Below are 22,816 nucleotides of genomic sequence, written 5' to 3'. Positions count from 1 at the left end.
ACCATTCGAACCAGCGAAACCATGCGTATCCCAAAGGATGTTGCGAGGCGGGCAGATGGCTGACGATCAGAAGCTCCTCGGGTACCTCAAGCGGGTCACGGCCGACCTGGCCCAGACCCGCCGCAGGCTCCAGGAGTACGAGGCCAGGGAGCAGGACCCGATCGCAATCGTGGCCATGAGCTGCCGTTACCCGGGCGGGGTCACCTCCCCCGAGGAGCTGTGGCGGCTGGTGGCCGACGGCGTCGACGCCGTCGGCCCCTTCCCGGCCGACCGCGGCTGGAACCTCGACTCCGTCGACGACGTCGAGTTCGCGCGTCGCGGCGGATTCATGGACGGAGCGGCGGAGTTCGACCCCGCCTTCTTCGGGATCTCGCCGCGCGAGGCCGTGGCCATGGACCCGCAGCAGCGGCTGATGCTGGAACTGTCCTGGGAGGCACTTGAGCGGGCCGGCATCCCCGCCGACAAGGTGCGCGGCGGCCAAGTGGCCGTCTTCGCCGGATCCGGTTTCCAGGACTACGGCGACCTGCTCAACGCCGCTCCCGAGGCGGCCGGCCCCTTCATGGGCACGGCCGCCGTCGCCGCCGTCATCGCCGGCCGCGTCTCCTACACCCTGGGCCTCGAAGGACCCTCGGTGACCGTGGACACCGCCTGCTCCTCCTCGCTGGTGGCCGTGCACCTCGCCGCCCAGGCGCTGCGCGAACGCGAGTGCAGCCTCGCGCTGGCCGGCGGCGTGATGGTGATGTCCACTCCAGGTCCCTTCATCGGCATGGCCCGCCAGGGCGGTCTCGCCGCCGACGGCCGCGCCAAGGCCTACGCGGACGCCGCCGACGGCACCGGCTGGGCCGAGGGCGCCGGCATCCTCGTACTCGAACGCCTCTCCGACGCCCGCGCCCACGGCCACCCCGTGCTCGCCGTGGTCAAGGGATCGGCTATCAACCAGGACGGCGCAAGCAACGGCCTCACCGCGCCCAACGGCCCCTCCCAGCAGCGGGTCATCCGCGAGGCGCTTGGTGCCGCCGGGATTTCCGCCACCCAGCTCGACCTGGTCGAGGGCCACGGCACGGGCACCACGCTGGGCGACCCGATCGAGGCGCAGGCGGTGCTGGCCACCTACGGGCAGGGCCGGCCCGAGGACCGTCCTCTCTGGTTGGGTTCCCTGAAGTCGAACATCGGGCACGCCCAGGCCGCGGCCGGCGTCGGCGGCATCATCAAGATGGTCATGGCGATGCGGCACGAGTCCATGCCGCGGACCCTGCACATCGACCGGCCCTCCACCCACGTCGACTGGAGCGCGGGCAACGTCCGGCTGCTCACCGAGGAACGCCCCTGGCCTCGCGGCGAGCACCCGCGCCGGGCCGCGGTCTCCGCGTTCGGCGTCAGCGGCACCAACGCGCACCTCATCCTGGAGGAGGCGCCCGCACCCGAGCCCGTCGATGACGGGGCCGTGGAGGCCGCACCGGCCCCGGCCGCCTGGCCGGCCGGCGCCCCGCTGCCCTGGCTCGTCTCAGCCCGCAGCGCCGACGCCCTCCGCGCCCAGGCCGAGCGGATCAGCGCATACGTCGACGAGCGCACCGACCTGAGCCCCCTCGACCTGAGCCACTCCCTCGCGACCACCCGTGCCGCGCTCGAACACCGCGCGGTCGTCCTGGCCGACGACCGAGAGTCGGCCGTCACCGCCCTCACCGCCCTCGCCCAGGGCGAGACCCGCTCCGATGCGCTGCGCGGCACCGTCTCCGACGGTCTTACGGCGTTCCTGTTCACGGGGCAGGGGGCGCAGCGGGTCGGGATGGGGCGTGAGCTGTATGAGGCGTTCCCGGTGTTCGCGGAGGCTTTCGACGCTGTCCTGGCGGAGCTTGGTGGGCTTCCGTTGCGGGAGGTGGTCTGGGGTGAGGACGCGGAGCGGCTGAGTCGGACGGAGTTCACCCAGCCGGCTTTGTTTGCGGTTGAGGTGGCGTTGTATCGGCTGGTGGAGTCGTGGGGTGTCAGGCCTGACTTCCTGGCGGGTCACTCCATTGGTGAGTTCGCGGCTGCGCATGTGTCGGGTGTGTTGTCGTTGGCGGATGCGGCGAGGTTGGTGGCTGCGCGTGGCCGGTTGATGCAGGCCCTGCCGGAGGGCGGGGCGATGGTCGCGGTGCAGGCGACCGAGGAGGAAGTGCGTCCGCTGCTGGCCGAGGGTGTCGGTATCGCGGCGGTCAACGGGCCCACCGCGGTGGTCGTCTCGGGTGTCGAGGCGGAGGCTCTCCGTATCAAGGCGCACTTTGAGGCGGAGGGTCGTAAGACGACTCGGCTGAAGGTGTCGCATGCGTTCCACTCGCCGCTGATGGAGCCGATGCTCGACGAGTTCCGTGCCGTTGCACGGGAGTTGACGTACGGCGAGCCCTCGATTCCGATCGTCTCCACGCTGACCGGCGTCGCGGTGACCGGAGGCGAGTTGGCGGATCCGGAGTACTGGGTCCGGCACGTGCGTGAGGCCGTCCGCTTCGCGGATGCGGTACGGGTGTTGGAGTCGGAGGGTGTGACCCGCTTCCTGGAGCTGGGTCCCGACGGTGTGCTGACCGCGATGGCGCAGCAGTCGGTCGAGTCGGAGTCGGTGCTGCTGACGGCCGCGCTCCGCAAGGACAGGCCGGAGGTCGCCGCCGTGCTCGCGGCCGCCGGACAGCTGCACGTGCGCGGTGCGGCCGTGGACTGGGCGGGCGTCTTCGCCGGGCGTGGCGCGGGCCGGGTCGACCTGCCGACCTATGTCTTCCAGCGCGGCCACTACTGGATCACCCCTGAGAATGGCGCCGGCGACGTCGCCTCCGCCGGTCTCGACGCGGCCGATCACCCGCTGCTCGGCGCCGCAGTGACACTGGCCGACACGGACGGGGTGGTGCTGACGGGCCGCCTGTCGACGTCCGTGCAGCCGTGGCTGGCCGACCACGTGGTCGGCGGCACCGTCCTCTTCCCCGGCACCGGCTTCGTCGAACTGGCCGTACGCGCCGGCGACCAGGTCGGCTGCGACGTCCTTGAGGAGCTGACCCTGGAGGCTCCGCTCGCCCTGCCCGAGCGCGGTGCCGTCCAGGTGCAGGTCGCCGTGGGGGCGGCCGACGGCTCCGGCACCCGTCCGCTGACCGTGCACTCCCGTCCCTCCCAGGACGCCCCCTGGACCCGGCACGCGGCCGGTGTGCTGGCGCGCGGCGCGGACCAGGGACGCTTCGACCTGACCCAGTGGCCGCCGTCCGGTGCCGAGGCCATCGACGTGGCCGGTCTGTACCCGGACCTCGCCGGCCTCGGCCTCCAGTACGGCCCGGTGTTCCAGGGGCTGAAGGCCGCCTGGCGCGACGGCGAGACGGTGTACGCGGAGGTCGCCCTCCCCGAGCAGGGGCACAAGGACGCGGAACGGCTGGGCCTGCACCCCGCCGTCCTCGACGCGGCCCTGCACGCCGTCAGCTTCACCGGCGTGACCGGTGGGCAGGCCGCGCTGCCCTTCGCCTGGTCAGGGGTCACCCTGCACGCGGCGGGAGCGGCCGCCGTACGGGTCCGGCTGACACCGACCGGTTCGGGCGTCGCCCTTGCCATCGCCGACTCCGGCGGCCGTCCGGTTGCCACGGTCGAGTCCCTGGTGCTGCGGCGCATTACGGAGGAGCAACTGGCGGCCGCCCGGACCGGTTTCCACGACTCGCTCTACCACGTCGAGTGGACCCCCCTTCCGGCGGTTCCGTCCGATACGCAGCCGTCCACCGCCGTCTTCACCAGCGCTCCCGGCTCGGACGCGGAGGCGGTACGGGCCGCCGTCCACCATGCGTTGGCCGAACTACAGTCCGCCGACGGGCGGTTGGTGTTCGTGACGCGTGGTGCGGTGGCGCTGCCGGGTGAGGATGTCACCGACCTGGCGGGTGCGGCCGTATGGGGTCTGGTGCGCTCGGCGCAAGCCGAGGACCCGGACCGTTTCGTCCTCGCCGACACCGACGACGAGGACGGCGCCGAGGCGGCCGTGTCCCTCGCCCTGGCGACCGGTGAACCGCAGGTCGTCGTACGGGGCGGAGCCGCCTACGGTGCCCGCCTGGCCCGCACGCCCGTGGCGACGGACGAGCAGGACCCGGTCTTCTCCGCGCAGGGCACGGTCCTGCTGACCGGTGCGACCGGCACGCTGGGTGGGCTGTTCGCCCGGCATCTGGTCACCGAGCATGGTGTGCGCCGGCTGCTGCTGATCAGTCGCCGGGGTGAGCAGGCGCCGGGCGTGGTGGAGTTGAGGGGGGAGCTGGCCGGGCTGGGTGCCGAGGTGACGGTGGCCGCCTGTGACGCGGCCGACCGTGAGGCGCTGGCCGCACTGATCGCGGACGTCGACCTGTCCGCCGTAGTCCATGTCGCCGGTGTCCTGGACGACGGCATCATCGCCTCCCTCACCCCGGAGCGGGTGGACAAGGTGCTGCGCCCGAAGGTGGACGCGGCCCTCAACCTGCACGAACTCACGGCGGACAAGAACCTGACTGCCTTCGTCCTCTTCTCCTCCGGATCCGGCACCCTGGGCGCCCCCGGCCAGGGCAACTACGCCGCCGCCAACGCCTTCCTGGACGGCCTCGCCGCCCACCGCAGGGCGCAGGGTCTGCCCGCCCAGTCCCTCGCCTGGGGCCTGTGGGCCGGGGGCATGGCCGACACCCTCGACGAGGCCGAGCGCGGCCGGATATCCCAGGGTGGGATCCACGCGCTCACCCCCGAGGAGGGGCTCGCGCTCTTCGACGCCGCCCAGCGCAGCACCGAAGCCACCCTCGTCCCCGTCAAGTTCGACCTGGCCGCGCTGCGTTCCCAGGGCGAGGACACGCCCGCCCTGCTGCGCACGCTCGTGCCGACCGGCACCCGGCGCCGCCGCAGCGCGGGCACCCCCAAGACCGAGACAGGCACGCTGAAGCACCGGCTCGCCGCGCTGCCGGAGGAGGAGCGGCAGCAGGCGCTGCTCGACCTGGTCCTCAACCGGGCGGCCGTCGTCCTCGGCTTCGCCGACGCACGGGCGGTCGAGCCCGAGCGCGCCTTCCGGGACCTCGGCGTCGACTCCCTGGCCGCCGTCGAACTGCGCAACGGGCTCAACGACGACACCGGCCTGCGGCTGCCCGCCACCCTCGTCTTCGACTACCCGAGCCCGGTCGACGTGGCCCGCCACATCCTGGAGGAGCTCTCCGGCCAGGACGCGGACGCGCCCGCGGCCGGACCGGCGAAGGCCGCCCCCCTCGACGGCGATCCGATTGTGATCGTGGGGATGAGCTGCCGTTATCCGGGTGGGGTGGAGACGCCGGAGGATCTGTGGCGGCTGGTGGCCGGTGGGGTGGACGCGGTGTCGGAGTTCCCGGCGAACCGTGGCTGGAACATCGACGAGCTGTACGACCCGGACTCCGAGCGTCCGAACACGAGTTACGTCAAGCACGGCGGCTTCCTGCACGACGCCGCCGACTTCGACCCGGCCTTCTTCGGCATCTCCCCGAACGAGGCCCTGGGCATGGACCCGCAGCAGCGGCTTCTGCTGGAGACGTCGTGGGAGGCGTTCGAGCGGGCGGGCATCGACCCGGCCGCGGTGAAAGGCTCGGCCACCGGCGTCTTCGCCGGGATGATGTACCACGACTACGCCGCGAACAGCGGCACCGGCGCCATCGCCTCCGGCCGTGTCTCGTACGTCTTCGGCCTCGAAGGCCCCGCCGTCACGATTGACACCGCCTGCTCGTCGTCGCTGGTGGCGCTGCATCTGGCGGCGCAGGCGCTGCGGTCGGGTGAGTGCACGCTGGCGCTGGCGGGTGGTGTCGCGGTGATGGCGACGCCGGAGGCGTTCGTGGAGTTCAGCCGGCAGCGGGGGCTGGCTCCGGACGGCCGCTGCAAGTCCTTCGCGGCTTCCACCGACGGCACGGCCTGGGGCGAGGGCGCGGGCATGCTCCTGCTGGAGCGCCTCTCCGACGCCCGCGCCAACGGCCACCCCGTCCTCGCCGTGGTCCGTGGCTCCGCCCTCAACCAGGACGGTGCGAGCAACGGTCTGACGGCTCCGAACGGTCCGTCGCAGCGCCGGGTGATCCGGCAGGCGCTGGCTTCGGCGGGCCTGACCACGAACGACGTGGACGCGGTGGAGGCGCACGGCACGGGTACCACGCTGGGTGATCCGATCGAGGCGCAGGCGTTGCTGGCGACGTATGGCAAGGATCGTGCGGAGGGCCAGCCGTTGTGGCTGGGTTCCATCAAGTCGAACATGGGTCACACCCAGGCGGCGGCGGGTGTTTCGGGCATCATCAAGATGGTTGAGGCGATCCGTCACGGTGTGCTGCCGCCGACCTTGCACGTCGACGAGCCCACCCACCAGGTCGACTGGTCCGAGGGCAACGTTCGTCTGCTGACCGAGTCCCAGCCCTGGCCGGAGACGGGCCGCCCCCGCCGGGCGGGTGTCTCCTCCTTCGGCATCAGCGGCACCAACGCCCACGTCATCATCGAACAGGCACCCGCCCTCGACACCGAACAGCCCTCGACCGGGGCCGACCTGCCCGCCGTACCGTGGCTGCTGTCGGCGAAGACGGACGAGGCGCTGCGGGGCCAGGCCGAACGCCTGCGGGCGTATGTGGAGAGCGACCCGGCGCTGCGTCCCGTAGACGTCGCCTACTCCCTCGCCACCGACCGATCCGCCATGGACCGCCGCCTCGCTGTGGTGGGTGCGGGCCGGGATGAGCTGCTGGCGGGTCTGGCCGCGTTGGTGGAGGGCCGGTCGGCTGCTGGTGTGGTGCAGGGGAGTGTGCGGGGGGCTGGTCGTACGGCGTTCCTGTTCACGGGGCAGGGGGCGCAGCGGGTCGGGATGGGGCGTGAGTTGTATGAGGCGTTCCCGGTGTTCGCGGAGGCTTTCGACGCTGTCCTGGCGGAGCTTGGTGGGCTTCCGTTGCGGGAGGTTGTCTGGGGTGAGGACGTTGAGCGGCTGAGTCGGACGGAGTTCACTCAGCCGGCTCTGTTTGCGGTTGAGGTGGCGTTGTATCGGCTGGTGGAGTCGTGGGGTGTCAGGCCCGACTTCCTGGCGGGTCACTCGATCGGTGAGTTCGCGGCTGCGCATGTGTCGGGTGTGTTGTCGCTGGCGGATGCGGCGAGGTTGGTGGCTGCGCGTGGCCGGTTGATGCAGGCCCTGCCGGAGGGCGGCGCGATGGTGGCCGTCCAGGCGACCGAGGACGAGGTACGTCCGCTGCTGGCCGACGGTGTGGGTATCGCCGCGGTCAACGGGCCCACCGCGGTGGTCGTCTCGGGCGTGGAGGCGGAGGCTCTCCGTATCAAGGCGCACTTCGAGGCGGAGGGTCGTAAGACGACTCGGCTGAAGGTGTCGCATGCGTTCCACTCGCCGCTGATGGAGCCGATGCTCGATGAATTCCGCGCGGTGGCGTCATCGCTGTCGTACGGCACCCCGTCCATCCCGATCGTCTCCACCCTCACCGGTGCCGCGGTGACCGGAGGCGAGTTGGCGGATCCGGAGTACTGGGTCCGGCACGTCCGTGAGGCCGTCCGCTTCGCGGATGCCGTACGGGTGTTGGGCTCGGAGGGTGTGACCCGCTTCCTGGAGCTGGGCCCCGACGCCGTACTCACTGCGATGGGCCAGCAGTCGGCCGAGAACGCGGCGTTCGTGCCTGCCCTCCGCCGCGACCGCGACGAGACCCGCGAGCTCGTCTCCGCGGTCGGGCGGATCGCAGTGCTGGGCGGGACCGTCGACTGGACGGCGTTCTACGCAGGCACCGGCGCCCGCCGCGTCGACCTGCCGACGTATGCCTTCCAGCGCCAGCGCTACTGGCTGGACGCGCTGGAATACTGGGCCGACGCCTGGGCGGGCGCGGACACCGGCGGCGTCACGTCCGCCGGCCTGGACCGGGCCGCGCATCCGCTGCTCGGTGCCGTGCTGGCGTCGCCGGACAGCGACGGTGTGGTGCTGACGGGCCGCCTGTCGACGTCCGCGCAGCCGTGGCTGGCCGACCACGCGGTCGGCGGCACCGTCCTCTTCCCGGGCACCGGCCTGGTGGAGCTGGCGATCCGCGCCGGCGACGAGGTCGGCTGCGCCCAGCTGGAAGAGCTGACGCTGGAGGCGCCGCTGGTGCTGCCCGAGCGCGGCGGAGTCGCCGTACAGGTGGTGGTGGGCACCGCCGCCGACGACGGCACGCGGCCGGTGCACATGTACGCGCGCCCCGACGACGAGGAGCAGTCCTGGACGCGCCACGCGACCGGTCTGCTGTCCCCCGGAGCGCCGGCGGCCGCATTCGACCTGGCACAGTGGCCGCCTCGCGGCGCTGAGCCGGTTGATCTGACCGGGATGTACGACACCCTCGCGGAGGCCGGTCTGGAGTACGGGCCGGTGTTCCAGGGCCTGACGGCCGCCTGGCGGTCCGGCGAGGACGTGTACGCCGAGGTGACCCTGCCCGAGGACACGGCTGCCGACGGGTTCGGCGTGCACCCGGCCCTGCTGGACGCGTCCCTGCACGCGACCGGGCTGCTGGCGGGCGGGGCCGAGGCCACACGCCTCCCCTTCGCGTGGACCGGCGTCTCCCTGCACGCCACCGGCGCCTCCCGGCTCCGGGTGCGGCTCTTCCGCAAGGGCGCCGAGGGCGTCGCCCTGGAGGTCGCCGACGAGCAGGGCCGTCCGGTCGCCACGGTCGGTTCCCTGGTCCTCCGGGAGGTGGCGGCGGACCAGTTGGCGGCGGCCCGGTCGGCGTTCCACGAGTCCTTGTTCCAGCTGGAATGGGTACGGCTGCCGGAGGTGCGAGCCGATGGATCGACGCCGGGTGATGTGGTGGTGCTCCGCACTGAGGCGGGTGCGGATGCGGACGCCGTGCGGACGGCGGTGCATCGGGCGCTCGCCGAGCTGCGGTCGGCTGCCGGGCGGTTGGTGTTCGTGACGCGTGGTGCGGTGGCGCTGCCGGGTGAGGATGTAACGGACCTGGCGGGTGCGGCCGTATGGGGTCTGGTGCGCTCGGCGCAGTCGGAGGACCCGGACCGCTTCGTCCTCGTCGACACCGACGAGGACGGCGACTCCGCAGTGTCCCTGGCGCTCGCGTCGGGGGAGTCCCAGGTCGTGGTCCGGGACGGTGCCGCGTACGGCGCCCGGCTCGTGCGCACTCCGGCGACACAGGACGACCGGGCAAGGCCCGCGTCGGTCTTCTCCGCGGAGGGCACGGTCCTGTTGACCGGTGCGACCGGCACGCTGGGCGGGTTGTTCGCCCGGCATCTGGTCACCGAGCATGGTGTGCGCCGGCTGCTGCTGACCAGTCGCCGGGGTGAGCAGGCGCCGGGTATGGCGGAGTTGGGGCGGGAGCTGGCCGGGCTGGGTGCCGAGGTGACGGTGGCCGCTTGTGACGCGGCCGACCGTGAGGCGCTGGCCGCACTGATCGCCGATGTGGATCTGTCTGCTGTGGTCCACGTGGCCGGTGTCCTGGACGACGGCGTGATCGCCTCGCTCACCCCGGAGCGGGTGGACAAGGTGCTGCGGCCGAAGGTGGACGCGGCCCTCAACCTGCACGAACTCACGGCGGACAAGAACCTGACCGCCTTCGTGCTGTTCTCGTCGGCCGCCGGAACGCTGGGCAACCCGGGCCAGGGCAACTACGCGGCCGCCAACACGTTCCTGGACGCCCTGGCCACGCACCGGCAGGCGCAGGGTCTGCCCGCCCAGTCCCTGGCCTGGGGCCTGTGGGGCGGAGGCATGGCCGGTGAGCTGAGCCAGGCCGACATCGACCGGATGAAGAGCACCGGCGTGCACGCGCTCACACCCGAGCAGGGCCTGGAGCTGTTCGACACGGCGGGTGCGCTCCCCTCACCCGCCCTGGTCCCCATCCGGCTGGACGTCAAGGCACTCGGCGCGGGCGACGGTGAACTGCCCGAACTCTTCCGCAGCCTGGTCCGCCGCCCGGCCCGCAGGGTCGTCAGCGGTACGACGGGTACCGCGGCCGCCTCGGCCCTGGCCCAGCGGCTCGCCGGGATGTCCCCCGAGGCGCAGGAGGCCGAGATCCTCGGCCTCGTCCGGGCCACGGCCGCGGCGACCCTCGGTCACGCGGGACCCGAGGCCATCGACCCGGAACAGGCCTTCAGCGAGCTGGGCTTCGACTCGCTGAGCGCGGTCGAGTTCCGCAACGGCCTCGGCGAGGCCGTCGGCATGCGGCTGCCGGCCACCCTCGTCTTCGACTACCCGAGCCCCGCAGTGCTCGCCCGGCACCTGGCCCAGGAGGTCACGGGCACCGGCGACGACCCCACGGGCGCGGCCGTCACCGTGGCCGTGACCGACGGCGATCCGATTGTGATCGTGGGGATGAGCTGCCGTTATCCGGGTGGGGTGGAGACGCCGGAGGATCTGTGGCGGCTGGTGGCCGGTGGGGTGGACGCGGTGTCGGAGTTCCCGGCGAACCGTGGTTGGAACATCGACGAGCTGTACGACCCGGACTCCGAGCGTCCGAACACGAGTTACGTCAAGCACGGCGGCTTCCTGCACGATGCGGGCGACTTCGACCCCGACTTCTTCGGCATCAGCCCCAACGAGGCGCTGGCCATCGACCCGCAGCAGCGGCTTCTGCTGGAGACGTCGTGGGAGGCGTTCGAGCGGGCGGGCATCGATCCGGCCGCGCTGAAGGGCTCGGCCACCGGCGTCTTCGCCGGGATGATGTACCACGACTACCAGGACAACACGAACACCGGTTCCGTCGCGTCGGGCCGGGTGTCCTACACCTTCGGCCTTGAGGGCCCCTCGGTGACCGTGGACACCGCCTGCTCGTCGTCGCTGGTGGCGCTGCATCTGGCGGCGCAGGCGCTGCGGTCGGGTGAGTGCACGCTGGCGCTGGCGGGTGGTGTCGCGGTGATGGCGACGCCGGAGGCGTTCGTGGAGTTCAGCCGGCAGCGGGGGCTGGCTCCGGACGGCCGCTGCAAGTCCTTCGCGGCTTCCACCGACGGCACGGCCTGGGGCGAGGGCGTGGGCATGCTCCTGCTGGAGCGCCTCTCCGACGCCCGCGCCAACGGCCACCCCGTCTTCGCGGTCGTCAAGGGCTCGGCGGTGAACCAGGACGGTGCGAGCAACGGTCTGACGGCTCCGAACGGTCCGTCGCAGCGCCGGGTGATCCGGCAGGCGCTGGCTTCGGCGGGCCTGACCACGAACGACGTGGACGCGGTGGAGGCGCACGGCACGGGTACCACGCTGGGTGATCCGATCGAGGCGCAGGCGTTGCTGGCGACGTATGGCAGGGACCGTGCGGAGGATCAGCCGTTGTGGCTGGGTTCCATCAAGTCGAACATGGGCCACACCCAGGCGGCGGCGGGTGTTTCGGGCATCATCAAGATGGTCGAGGCGATCCGTCACGGGGTGTTGCCGCCGACCTTGCACGTCGACGAACCGACGCCGCAGGTCGACTGGTCCGAGGGCAATGTCCGGCTGCTGACCGAGTCTCAGCCCTGGCCGGAGACGGGCCGTCCCCGGCGGGCGGGTGTCTCCTCCTTCGGCATCAGCGGCACCAACGCCCACGTCATCATCGAACAGGCACCGGCGGAGCTCAGCCCCGAGGACCAGGGCACGGCTCCCGACACGGTCGTCTGGCCGCTGTCCGGCAAGACCCCGGAGGCCCTCCGCGCCCAGGCCGAACGCCTGCGGACATACATCGACGGCGACCCTGACCTGCGCCCGCTCGACGTCGCCCACGCCCTCGCCACCCGCCGTACAGCGCTGGACTTCCGGGCTGCTGTGGTGGGTGCGGGCGGGGATGAGCTGCTGGCGGGTCTGGCCGCGTTGGTGGAGGGCCGGTCGGCTGCTGGTGTGGTGCAGGGGAGTGTGCGGGGGGCTGGTCGTACGGCGTTCCTGTTCACGGGGCAGGGGGCGCAGCGGGTCGGGATGGGGCGTGAGTTGTATGAGGCGTTCCCGGTGTTCGCGGAGGCTTTCGACGCTGTTCTGGCGGAGCTTGGTGGGCTGCCGTTGCGGGAGGTTGTCTGGGGTGAGGACGCGGAGCGGCTGAGTCGGACGGAGTTCACTCAGCCGGCTCTGTTTGCGGTTGAGGTGGCGTTGTATCGGCTGGTGGAGTCGTGGGGTGTCAGGCCCGACTTCCTGGCCGGTCACTCGATCGGTGAGTTCGCGGCTGCGCATGTGTCGGGTGTGTTGTCGTTGGCGGATGCGGCGAGGTTGGTGGCTGCGCGTGGCCGGTTGATGCAGGCCCTTCCCGAGGGCGGGGCGATGGTGGCCGTCCAGGCGACCGAGGACGAGGTGCGTCCGCTGCTGGCCGAGGGTGTGGGTATCGCGGCGGTCAACGGGCCCACCGCGGTGGTTGTCTCGGGTGTCGAGGTGGAGGCTCTGCGGATCAAGGCGCACTTTGAGGCCGAGGGTCGTAAGACGACTCGGCTGAAGGTGTCGCACGCGTTCCACTCGCCACTGATGGAGCCGATGCTCGACGAGTTCCGTGCGGTGGCGTCATCGCTGTCGTACGGCACTCCGTCCATCCCGATCGTCTCCACCCTCACCGGCGCCGCAGTGACCGAAGGCGAGTTGGCGGATCCGGAGTACTGGGTCCGGCACGTGCGTGAGGCCGTCCGCTTCGCGGATGCCGTACGGGTGTTGGAGTCGGAGGGCGTGACCCGCTTCCTGGAGCTGGGTCCCGACGGTGTGCTGACCGCGATGGCGCAGCAGTCGGTCGAGTCGGAGTCGGTGCTGCTGACGGCCGCGCTCCGCAAGGACAGGGCCGAAGTGCCCACGCTCCTGGGCACCGTGGCCCGACTGCACGTTTCCGGGGTCACGCCTGACTGGGCGGCGTTCTACGCCGGCACCGGACCCCGATCCGTCGACGGACTGCCGACGTACGCCTTCCAGCGCAGCACGTACTGGATGGACAGCGTCGTCGAGACGGGTACCGCCCTGTCCGAGATGGGCATCGGGTCCTCCGGGCACGCGCTGCTCGGCGCGGCCGTGACGCTGGCCGACAGCGACGGTGTGGTGCTGACGGGCCGCCTGTCGACGTCCGCGCAGCCGTGGCTGGCCGACCACGCGGTCGGCGGCACCGTCCTCTTCCCGGGCACCGGCCTGGTGGAGCTGGCGATCCGCGCCGGTGACGAGGTCGGCTGCGACCAGCTGGAAGAGCTGACGCTGGAGGCGCCGCTGGTGCTGCCCGAGCGTGGCGGAGTCGCCGTACAGGTGTCCGTCGGGGCACCCGGGGAGACGGGCGCCCGGCCGGTCGGCATCCACTCGCGTGCCGAAGGGGAGGACGAGCCGTGGGTGCGCCACGGAGTGGGCCTGCTCGCGCCTGCTGGTCCCCAGCCGTCGTTCGAGCTGGTGGAGTGGCCGCCGGCGGGTGCGGAGTCGGTGGATGTGGAGGGGTTGTACGAGGGGTTGGCGGAGGCTGGTCTGGAGTATGGGCCGGTGTTCCAGGGGCTGACGGCGGCCTGGCGGTCCGGTGAGGAGATCTATGCCGAGATCGCTCTGCCGGACGAGACGAGTGTCGAGGGCTTCGGGGTGCATCCGGCCCTGTTGGATGCGTGCCTGCATGCGATCGGGCTGCGTGGTGGTGATGACCGTTCCGCGAGGCTGCCGTTCGCGTGGACGGGTGTGTCCTTCCATGCCTCGGGTGCCACCCGGGTCCGGCTGAAGCTCACCTTCTCGGGAGAGGCGGTCTCGCTCGCTGTCGCCGATGGCGCGGGCCGTCCGGTGGCGAGCGTCGAGGCTCTGGCCCTGCGGGAGATTTCCGCCGACCAGTTGGCGGCCGCTCGGTCGGCGTTCCACGAGTCGCTCTTCCAGCTGGACTGGGCGGCGCTGCCCGGGGCGCAGGGCGGGCCGGTGCCGGATGACGTGGCGGTGCTGGACCAGGTTCCCGGCTCGGACGCGGAGGCGGTACGGACTTCGGTGCACCATGCGTTGGCTGAACTGCAGTCCGCCGATGGGCGGTTGGTGTTCGTGACGCGTGGTGCGGTGGCGCTGCCGGGTGAGGATGTCACCGATCTGGCGGGTGCGGCCGTATGGGGTCTGGTGCGCTCGGCGCAGTCCGAGTCGCCCGATCGCTTCGTCCTCGTGGATGTGGACGAGGAGAGCTCCGAGAACGCTGTCTCCCTCGCCCTGGCGACCGGTGAACCGCAGGTCGTCGTACGCGGCGGAACCACCTACGGGGCTCGCCTGGCCCGCACACCCGCCACCACGGAACCCGTGACCGAGCCGAGCTTCACGGCGCAGGGCACGGTCCTGTTGACCGGTGCGACCGGCACGCTGGGTGGGCTGTTCGCCCGGCATCTGGTCACCGAGCATGGTGTGCGCCGGCTGCTGCTGATCAGTCGCCGGGGTGAGCAGGCGCCGGGCGTGGTGGAGTTGAGGGGGGAGCTGGCCGGGCTGGGTGCCGAGGTGACGGTGGCCGCCTGTGACGCGGCCGACCGTGAGGCGCTGGCCGCACTGATCGCGGACGTCGACCTGTCCGCCGTAGTCCATGTCGCCGGTGTCCTGGACGACGGCATCATCGCCTCCCTCACCCCCGAACGCCTCGACACAGTCCTCCGTCCGAAGGTGGACGCGGCCCTCAACCTGCACGAACTCACGGCGGACAAGAACCTGACCGCCTTCGTCCTGTTCTCCTCCGCGGCCGGTGTCTTCGGCAACCCGGGTCAAGGCAACTACGCGGCCGCCAATGCCTTCCTCGACGCCCTGGCCACGCACCGCGGGGCGCAGGGTCTGCCCGCCCAGTCCCTGGCCTGGGGCCTGTGGGGCGATGATGCCGAGGGCATGGCCGGTGAGCTGAGCCAGGCGGACCTGGACCGCATGCAGCGCACCGGCGTTCAGGCGATCTCGGCCCGTGAGGGCCTGGAGCTGTTCGACACGGTGGGGACGGTGCCCGCGCCCGCCCTGGTCCCCATCCGCCTCGACCTGAAGGCCCTGCGCTCGGCGGGCGAGGAACTGCCCGCCCTGTTCAAGGGCCTGGTCCGCACTCCCGCCCGGCGCACCGCGGCGGCGGGCGATGGCCAGGCCTCTGCGACCGCGCTCAAGCAGCAGCTCACCGGCCTCTCCGCGGAGGACCAGGAAGCCCTGCTGCTGGACACCGTCCGTACGAACGCGGCGACGATCCTCGGCCACGCGGGCGCCGACGCCATCGACCCGGACCGGGCATTCAGCGAGCTGGGCTTCGACTCGCTCAGCGCGGTGGAGTTCCGCAACGTGCTCAACGGCCTCAGCGGCCTGCGGCTGCCGCCGACGCTCGTCTTCGACTACCCCAACGCCAGGGCGCTGGCCGACCACATACGAGCGGAGCTCGTCCCGGACTCGGGCGGCGACGGCAAGGCTGGGGGGTCGGGCGACGCCGAGATCCGCGCGGTCCTGCAGACCATTCCGATCAGCAGGCTGCGGGACGCGGGTCTGCTGGACGCCCTGCTCGAACTCGGTGGCGTCAGCGACGTACGCACCGAACCGGACGAGGCCGAAGAGGCCTGGGAGGGCTCGATCGACGACATGGACGCCGAAAGCCTCATCAGCCTGGCGCTCAGCAGCGGGGAAACGGGAGATGTGTAATGGCCGGCTCTGACCAGAACAAGCTCGTCGACGCGCTGCGGTCGGCGCTGAAGGAGACCGAGCGGCTGCGCGCACAGAACAAGAAGCTCACCGCGACGCTCCGCGAACCCATCGCCATCATCGGTATGAGCTGCCGTTATCCGGGTGGGGTGGAGACGCCGGAGGACCTGTGGCGGTTGGTCGCAGACGGCGTGGACGCGGTCACCCAGTTCCCGGCCGACCGGGGCTGGGACGCCGACCAGCTCTTCGACCCCGAGGCACAGCGCCCCAACACGACGTACGTCCGCGAGGGCGGCTTCCTGCACGACGCCGCCCACTTCGACCCGTCCCTCTTCGGCATTGCGCCGAACGAGGCGCTGATCATGGACCCGCAGCAGCGGCTTCTGCTGGAGACCGCCTGGGAGGCGATCGAGCGGGCGGGCATCGACCCGACCACGCTGAAGGGCTCGGCCACCGGCGTCTTCGCCGGGATGATGTACCACGACTACGCCGCCAACGCGAACACCGGCTCCATCGCCTCCGGCCGCGTCTCCTACGCCCTCGGCCTCGAAGGCCCGTCGGTGACCATGGACACGGCCTGCTCCTCGTCCCTCGTCGCGCTCAACTCCGCCGTACACGCGCTGCGTTCGGGCGACTGCACGCTGGCCCTGGTCGGCGGCGTCTGCGTGATGGCGACGCCGGAGACCTTCGTCGAGTTCAGCCGTCAGAGGGGCCTGTCCCGCAGCGGCCGCTGCAAGTCCTTCGCCGCCGCGGCGGACGGTACGGCCTGGGGCGAAGGCGCGGGCATGGTGCTCGTCGAGCGCCTCTCCGACGCCCGCGCCAACGGCCACCCGGTCCTCGCCGTGGTCCGCGGTATCGCCGTCAACCAGGACGGCGCCAGCAACGGACTCACCGCCCCCAACGGCCCCTCCCAGGTCCGCGTCATCCGCCAAGCCCTCGCCAACGCCCAGCTCGCCCCCGACCACATCGACGCGGTGGAGGCGCACGGCACGGGTACCACGCTGGGTGATCCGATCGAGGCGCAGGCGTTGCTGGCGACGTATGGCAAGGACCGTGCGGAGGACCAGCCGTTGTGGCTGGGTTCCATCAAGTCGAACATGGGCCACACCCAGGCGGCGGCGGGTGTTTCGGGCATCATCAAGATGGTCGAGGCGATCCGTCACGGGGTGTTGCCGCCGACCTTGCACGTCGACGAACCGACGCCGCAGGTCGACTGGTCCGAGGGCAACGTTCGTCTGCTGACCGAGTCCCGGCCCTGGCCGGAGACGGGTCGTCCCCGGCGGGCGGGTGTCTCCTCCTTCGGTATCAGCGGCACCAACGCCCACGTCATCATCGAACAGGCACCGGACCCCGAACCCGTCGAGGACACGACCGAACACGTCGCCCTCCCTGTCGTCCCCCTCCTCGTCTCCGGCAAGACGGAAGAGGCATTGCACGGCCAGGCCCAGCGCCTGAAATCCCACCTCGAATCCCACCCTGACCTGCGCCCGCTCGACGTCGCCCACTCCCTGACCAGCACCCGTACAGCGCTGGACTTCCGGGCTGCTGTGGTGGGTGCGGGCCGGGATGAGCTGCTGGCGGGTCTGGCCGCGTTGGTGGAGGGCCGGTCGGCTGCTGGTGTGGTGCAGGGGAGTGTGCGGGGGGCTGGTCGTACGGCGTTCCTGTTCACGGGGCAGGGGGCGCAGCGGGTCGGGATGGGGCGTGAGCTGTATGAGGCGTTCCCGGTGTTCGCGGAGGCTTTCGACGCTGTCCTGGCGGAGCTTGGTGAGCTGCCCCTGCGGGAGGTCGTCTGGGGTGAGGACGCGGAGCGGCTGAGTCGGACGGAGTTCACTCAGCCGGCCTTGTTTGCGGTTGAGGTGGCGTTGTATCGGCTGGTGGAGTCGTGGGGTGTCAGGCCCGATTTCCTGGCTGGTCACTCCATTGGTGAGTTCGCTGCTGCGCATGTGTCGGGTGTGTTGTCGCTGACGGACTCGGCGAAGCTGGTCGCTGCGCGTGGCCGGTTGATGCAGGCCCTGCCGGAGGGCGGCGCGATGGTGGCCGTCCAGGCGACCGAGGACGAGGTACGTCCGCTGCTGGCCGACGGCGTGGGTATCGCCGCCGTTAACGGGCCCACCGCGGTGGTCGTCTCGGGTGTGGAGGCGGAGGCTCTCCGTATCAAGGCGCACTTCGAGGCGGAGGGTCGTAAGACGACTCGGCTGAAGGTGTCGCATGCGTTCCACTCACCGCTGATGGAGCCGATGCTGGCCGAGTTCCGTGCCGTGGCACAGGAACTGTCGTACGGCACTCCGTCCATCCCGATCGTCTCCACGCTGACCGGCGTCGCGGTGACCGAAGGCGAGTTGGCGGATCCGGAGTACTGGGTCCGGCATGTCCGTGAGGCCGTCCGCTTCGCGGATGCCGTCGGTGTCCTGGCGGACAAGGGTGTCACCACGTACCTCGAACTGGGCCCGGACGCGGTCCTGACGGCGATGGGACAGCAGACCGCCGAGAACGCGGCCTTCGTGCCCGCCCTCCGCCGCGACCGCGACGAGACCCGCGAGCTCGTCTCCGCGGTCGGGCGGATCGCAGTGCTGGGCGGGACCGTCGACTGGACGGCGTTCTACGCAGGCACCGGCGCCCGCCGCGTCGACCTGCCGACGTATGCCTTCCAGCGCCAGCGCTACTGGTTCCACACCCTGGACTACCTGGCCGAATCCTGGGTCGCCGCCGAACTCGGCGGAGTGTCCGAGGCCGGTCTGGAACCCGCGGGACACCCACTGCTCGGCGCCGCGGTGACGCTGGCCGACACTGACAGCGTGGTGCTGACGGGCCGTTTGTCGTTGGCGTCCCAGCCATGGCTGGCCGACCATGCCGTCGGCGGCACCGTCCTTCTGCCTGGCACGGGACTGGTGGAACTGGCGATCGCAGCCGGCGACCGGGTCGGTCACGGTCGGCTGGAGGAGCTCACGCTCCAGGCGCCGCTGGTGCTGCCGGAGAGCGGCAACGTCGTCGTCCACGTCGTCGTGGACGAGCCGGACGACTCCGGCGTGCGCCGGTCGGTGCGCCTATACACCCGTACGGATGACACGGGCGACGTCCAGTGGACCCTGCACGCCACCGGGACCCTGTCCACCGCTGCACCCGAGGCCACCTTCGAGCTGGTGGAGTGGCCGCCAGCGGGTGCGGAGTCGGTGGATGTGGAGGGGTTGTACGAGGGGTTGGCGGAGGCTGGTCTGGAGTACGGGCCGGTGTTCCAGGGGCTGACGGCGGCCTGGCGGTCCGGTGAGGAGATCTATGCCGAGATCGCTCTGCCGGACGAGACGAGTGTCGAGGGCTTCGGGGTGCATCCGGCCCTGTTGGATGCGTGCCTGCATGCGATCGGGCTGCGTGGTGGTGATGACCGTTCCGCGAGGCTGCCGTTCGCGTGGACGGGTGTGTCCTTCCATGCCTCGGGTGCCACCCGGGTCCGGCTGAAGCTCACCTTCTCGGGAGAGGCGGTCTCGCTCGCTGTCGCCGATGGCGCGGGCCGTCCGGTGGCGAGCGTCGAGGCACTCGCCCTGCGGGAGATTTCCGCCGACCAGTTGGCGGCCGCTCGGTCGGCGTTCCACGAGTCGCTCTTCCAGCTGGACTGGGCGGCGCTGCCGGCCGCACAGAACGGGCCGGTCCCCGGTGATGTGACCGTCCTGCACCCCACTTCCGGCACGGACGCCGAGGCGGTACGGGCCGCCGTCCACCATGCGTTGGCCGAACTGCAGTCCGCCGATGGGCGGTTGGTGTTCGTGACGCGTGGTGCGGTGGCGCTGCCGGGTGAGGATGTCACCGATCTGGCGGGTGCGGCCGTATGGGGTCTGGTGCGCTCGGCGCAGTCCGAGTCGCCCGATCGCTTCGTCCTCGTGGATGTGGACGAGGAGAGCTCCGAGAACGCTGTCTCCCTCGCCCTGGCGACCGGTGAACCGCAGGTCGTCGTACGCGGCGGAACCACCTACGGGGCTCGCCTGGCCCGCACACCCGCCACCACGGAACCCGTGACCGAGCCGAGCTTCACGGCGCAGGGCACGGTCCTGTTGACCGGTGCGACCGGCACGCTGGGCGGGCTGTTCGCCCGGCATCTGGTCACCGAGCGTGGTGTGCGCCGGCTGCTGCTGACCAGTCGCCGGGGTGAGCAGGCGCCGGGCATGGCGGAGTTGACGCAGGAGCTGGCCGGGCTGGGTGCCGAGGTGACGGTGGCCGCCTGTGACGCGGCCGACCGTGAGGCGCTGGCCGCACTGATCGCGGACGTCGACCTGTCCGCCGTGGTCCACGTGGCCGGTGTCCTGGACGACGGCATCATCGCCTCCCTCACCCCCGAACGCCTCGACACAGTCCTCCGTCCGAAGGTGGACGCGGCCCTCAACCTGCACGAACTCACGGCGGACAAGAACCTGACCGCCTTCGTCCTGTTCTCCTCCGCGGCCGGTGTCTTCGGCAACCCCGGCCAGGGCAACTACGCCGCCGCCAATGCCTTCCTCGACGCCCTGGCCACGCACCGCAGGGCCCAGGGCCTGCCCGCCCAGTCCCTCGCCTGGGGCCTGTGGGGCGGAGGCATGGCCGGTGAGCTGAGCCAGGCCGACATCGACCGGATGAACAGCACCGGCGTGCACGCGCTCACACCCGAGCAGGGCCTGGAGCTGTTCGACACGGCGGGTGCGCTCCCCGCACCCGCCCTGGTCCCCATCCGCCTCGACCTGAAGGCCCTGCGCTCGGCGGGCGAGGAACTGCCCGCCCTGCTCAGGGGCCTGATCCGGGTCACCAGGCGCCGTACCACCCGTGCCAAGGCGGACCCGTCCGTCCTGCGCGGACAGCTCGTCGCGCTCGAGCCGGCCGAGCGGGAAACCGCCCTGCTGACGTTGGTGCTGGAGCACACGGCCAGGGTCCTCGGACACAGCTCCCCGGACGCCGTCGTCGCCGAGCGGGACTTCCTGGAGGCGGGTGTCGACTCGCTGAGCGCCATGGAGCTGCGCGGCGCGCTCAACAGCGTCCTCGGCCTCGACCTGCCGCCGATGGCCGTCTTCGACAGCAAGAGCCCCGTGGGACTGGCCCGTGAACTGGCCGAGGCTGTGGACCGGTTCGACGACGCGTCGGCCTCTCCGGGCGCCTCGGGCGGCGGCCGGGCGGCGCAGGACGACGAGGACACCGTGACCGGTCTGTTCCGCCGGACCGTCCTCGCCGGTGAGACCACCAAGGCGTTCGGTCTGCTGCGCGCGGTCGCCGATCTGCGTCCGACGTTCGAATCGCACGAGGACCTGGCCGTCCCGCTGCGCCCGGTGCGGCTGGCGGACGGTCCCGCCCGGCCGCGGCTGATCTGCCTCGGTACACCCATGGCCACCGGCGGCACGCACCAGCACGCCCGGCTGGCCTCGCACTTCCGTGACGTGCGCTACCTGGCCACCCTGCCGTCGCCCGGCTTCGGTCGCGGCGAGAACCTGCCCGCCTCCGTCGACGCGCTCACCTCGGCGCTGGCGCACGCCGTGCTCGACGCGGCCGAGGGCGAGCCCTTCGTCCTGCTCGGCTACTCCTCCGGCGGGCTGCTCGCCTACGGCACCGCGGCCCGACTGGAGCGGGACCTGGGCACGCCCGCGGTCGGCGTGGTCCTCGTGGACACCTACGTGGTGACGCAGGAGACGGGTGGCGGCATGCAGGCCCAGGTGTTCGAGCAGATGTCCGCCGCGCTGGTCGAACGGGACTCCCAGTACGGCCTGTTCGACGCGGCCGGGTTGTCCGCCATGCGCGCCTACTTCGACCTGCTGCCGCTGTTCCCGCTCGACGGCATCGAGACCCCGGTGCTGTTCGTCGGCGCCGAACACAGCTTCCTGTCCGACGCCTCCGACGCCTCCGACGCCTCCGACGGCGCCGACGACTCCTGGAAGGCCCGGCCCTGGAACCCTGGGCACACCTACCGCTCCGTGCCCGCCGACCACTTCACGATCGTGGAGGAAGAGGCGCAGCGGACGGCCAGGACCGTGGAGGAGTGGCTCTCAGGGGTGCTCTAGGGGCGGTGCCGGCCGGGAGGGCCCGCCTAGGGTCGCCAACAGCCCTCAGACCAGCCCAGACAGGTGAAGAAGGTGAGGAACATGACGCCGCCCCCGAGCGCCAAGGGAACCGTTCCGTTCGGCGAGTACAAGACCTGGTACCGGGTCACCGGAGACCTCGGCTCGGGACTCGCGCCGGTCGTCGTGGTGCACGGCGGCCCGGGCTCCACGCACGACTACCTGCTGCCGCTCGCCCGGCTCGCCGAGGAGGGCCGCCCGGTCGTGCACTACGACCAGATCGGCAACGGCGGCTCCAGCCATCTGCCCGGCCGTGGCGCGGACTTCTGGACCGTGGAGCTGTTCCTCGCCGAGCTCGACAACCTGCTCACATCCCTCGGCATCGCCGACGACTACGTACTGTTCGGGCAGTCCTGGGGCGGCCTGCTGGTGGCCAAGCACGCCGCCGCCCGCCCCGCGGGGCTGCGCGGACTCGTCATCGCCAACTCGCCCGCCTCGTACCCGCTGTGGCTGGAGGAGATGGCGGTGCTGCGCGCCCAGCTGCCGCCCGGCGTCAACGAGACGCTGCTGCGCCACGAGGCCGCCGGGACGACGGACACCGAGGAGTACTACGAGGCGATGACGCCCTTCTACGAGAAGCACGTCTGCCGCCTCGAGCCGTGGCCGCGCGAGTACCGGGCCTCGTTCTACGAGGTCTACAACGACCCGACCGTGTACTACGCGATGAACGGCCCCAGCGAGTTCCACGTCATCGGCACGCTGAAGGACTGGGGCGTCGAGGACTGCCTGCCGGACATCGCCGTGCCGACGCTGGTGCTCTCCGGCCGCCATGACGAGGCCACGCCGAAGACCGTGCGGCCCTACGACGAGCTGATCCCCGACGCGCGCTGGGTGATCTTCGAGAACTCCAGCCACCTGCCGCACCTGGAGGAGCCGGAGTCCTTCCACGAGGTCATGACGGAGTACCTCAAGAGCCTCTGACGGGGACCGCTCGATCCGTTCGCAATGGCAGGGTAAGTTCTGCTGGAGATTCGCTCGAATTTCACTTGAGTGGAGCTCGAATTTCGCTGGACAATTTCCTGATCCGGATGTGGCGTGAAGCTGTCCGTCGGTGTATGTGCTGAGCGCGTCCCGCAGGTGATGACCTGCCTCGATGTGCCCGTAGGCCGGATCGGCGGACCTTCTCCAGGACTCGTGAACGGTCCTTTCTGGCCACCTGGAAAGCGCTTCGATCGGAGCGTGTCTGGAGTTCCGCTTGAGCGGCGGAATTGCCCTCATCCGGCCAGTACGCCACGCGGCTATGGTTTCGGATAAGGCCCTGCGCCCATGTCCGGCGGAG

3 protein-coding genes are annotated in these 22,816 nt (G+C 71.4%); all 3 read left to right on the top strand.

The window, feature by feature from the left end:
- Positions 1 to 40 precede the first annotated feature (40 nt).
- The 3 genes from ACIPSA_RS41185 (at position 41) to ACIPSA_RS41175 (ending at position 22,458) form a co-directional block, all read left to right on the top strand.
- Complete coding sequence (locus tag ACIPSA_RS41185) at positions 41 to 15,472, top strand: SDR family NAD(P)-dependent oxidoreductase (RefSeq protein ID WP_402644966.1); 15,432 nt, start codon at positions 41 to 43, stop codon at positions 15,470 to 15,472.
- Positions 15,473 to 15,507: 35 nt separating this feature from the next.
- The gene (locus ACIPSA_RS41180) at positions 15,508 to 21,480 is read left to right on the top strand and encodes a type I polyketide synthase (RefSeq protein ID WP_402644964.1); all 5,973 of its coding nucleotides are present in this window, start codon (positions 15,508 to 15,510) and stop codon (positions 21,478 to 21,480) included.
- 81 nt (positions 21,481 to 21,561) lie between these two features.
- Positions 21,562 to 22,458 (top strand): proline iminopeptidase-family hydrolase, encoded by an 897-nt coding sequence (locus tag ACIPSA_RS41175; RefSeq protein ID WP_402644725.1) that lies wholly within the window; start codon positions 21,562 to 21,564, stop codon positions 22,456 to 22,458.
- The last annotated feature ends 358 nt before the right edge of the window (positions 22,459 to 22,816 follow it).

The organism is Streptomyces sp. NPDC086549 (genome assembly GCF_044746205.1).
Taxonomy (GTDB): Bacteria; Actinomycetota; Actinomycetes; order Streptomycetales; family Streptomycetaceae; genus Streptomyces.
Note: the sequence above shows the minus strand (reverse complement) of the source record. Positions and strands in the feature narration are given on the sequence as shown.

Coding starts and splice junctions, on each gene's coding strand:
- ACIPSA_RS41175 (WP_402644725.1), top strand. CDS start 21,562: ATGACGCCGCCCCCGAGCGCCAAGGGAACCGTTCCGTTCGGCGAGTAC.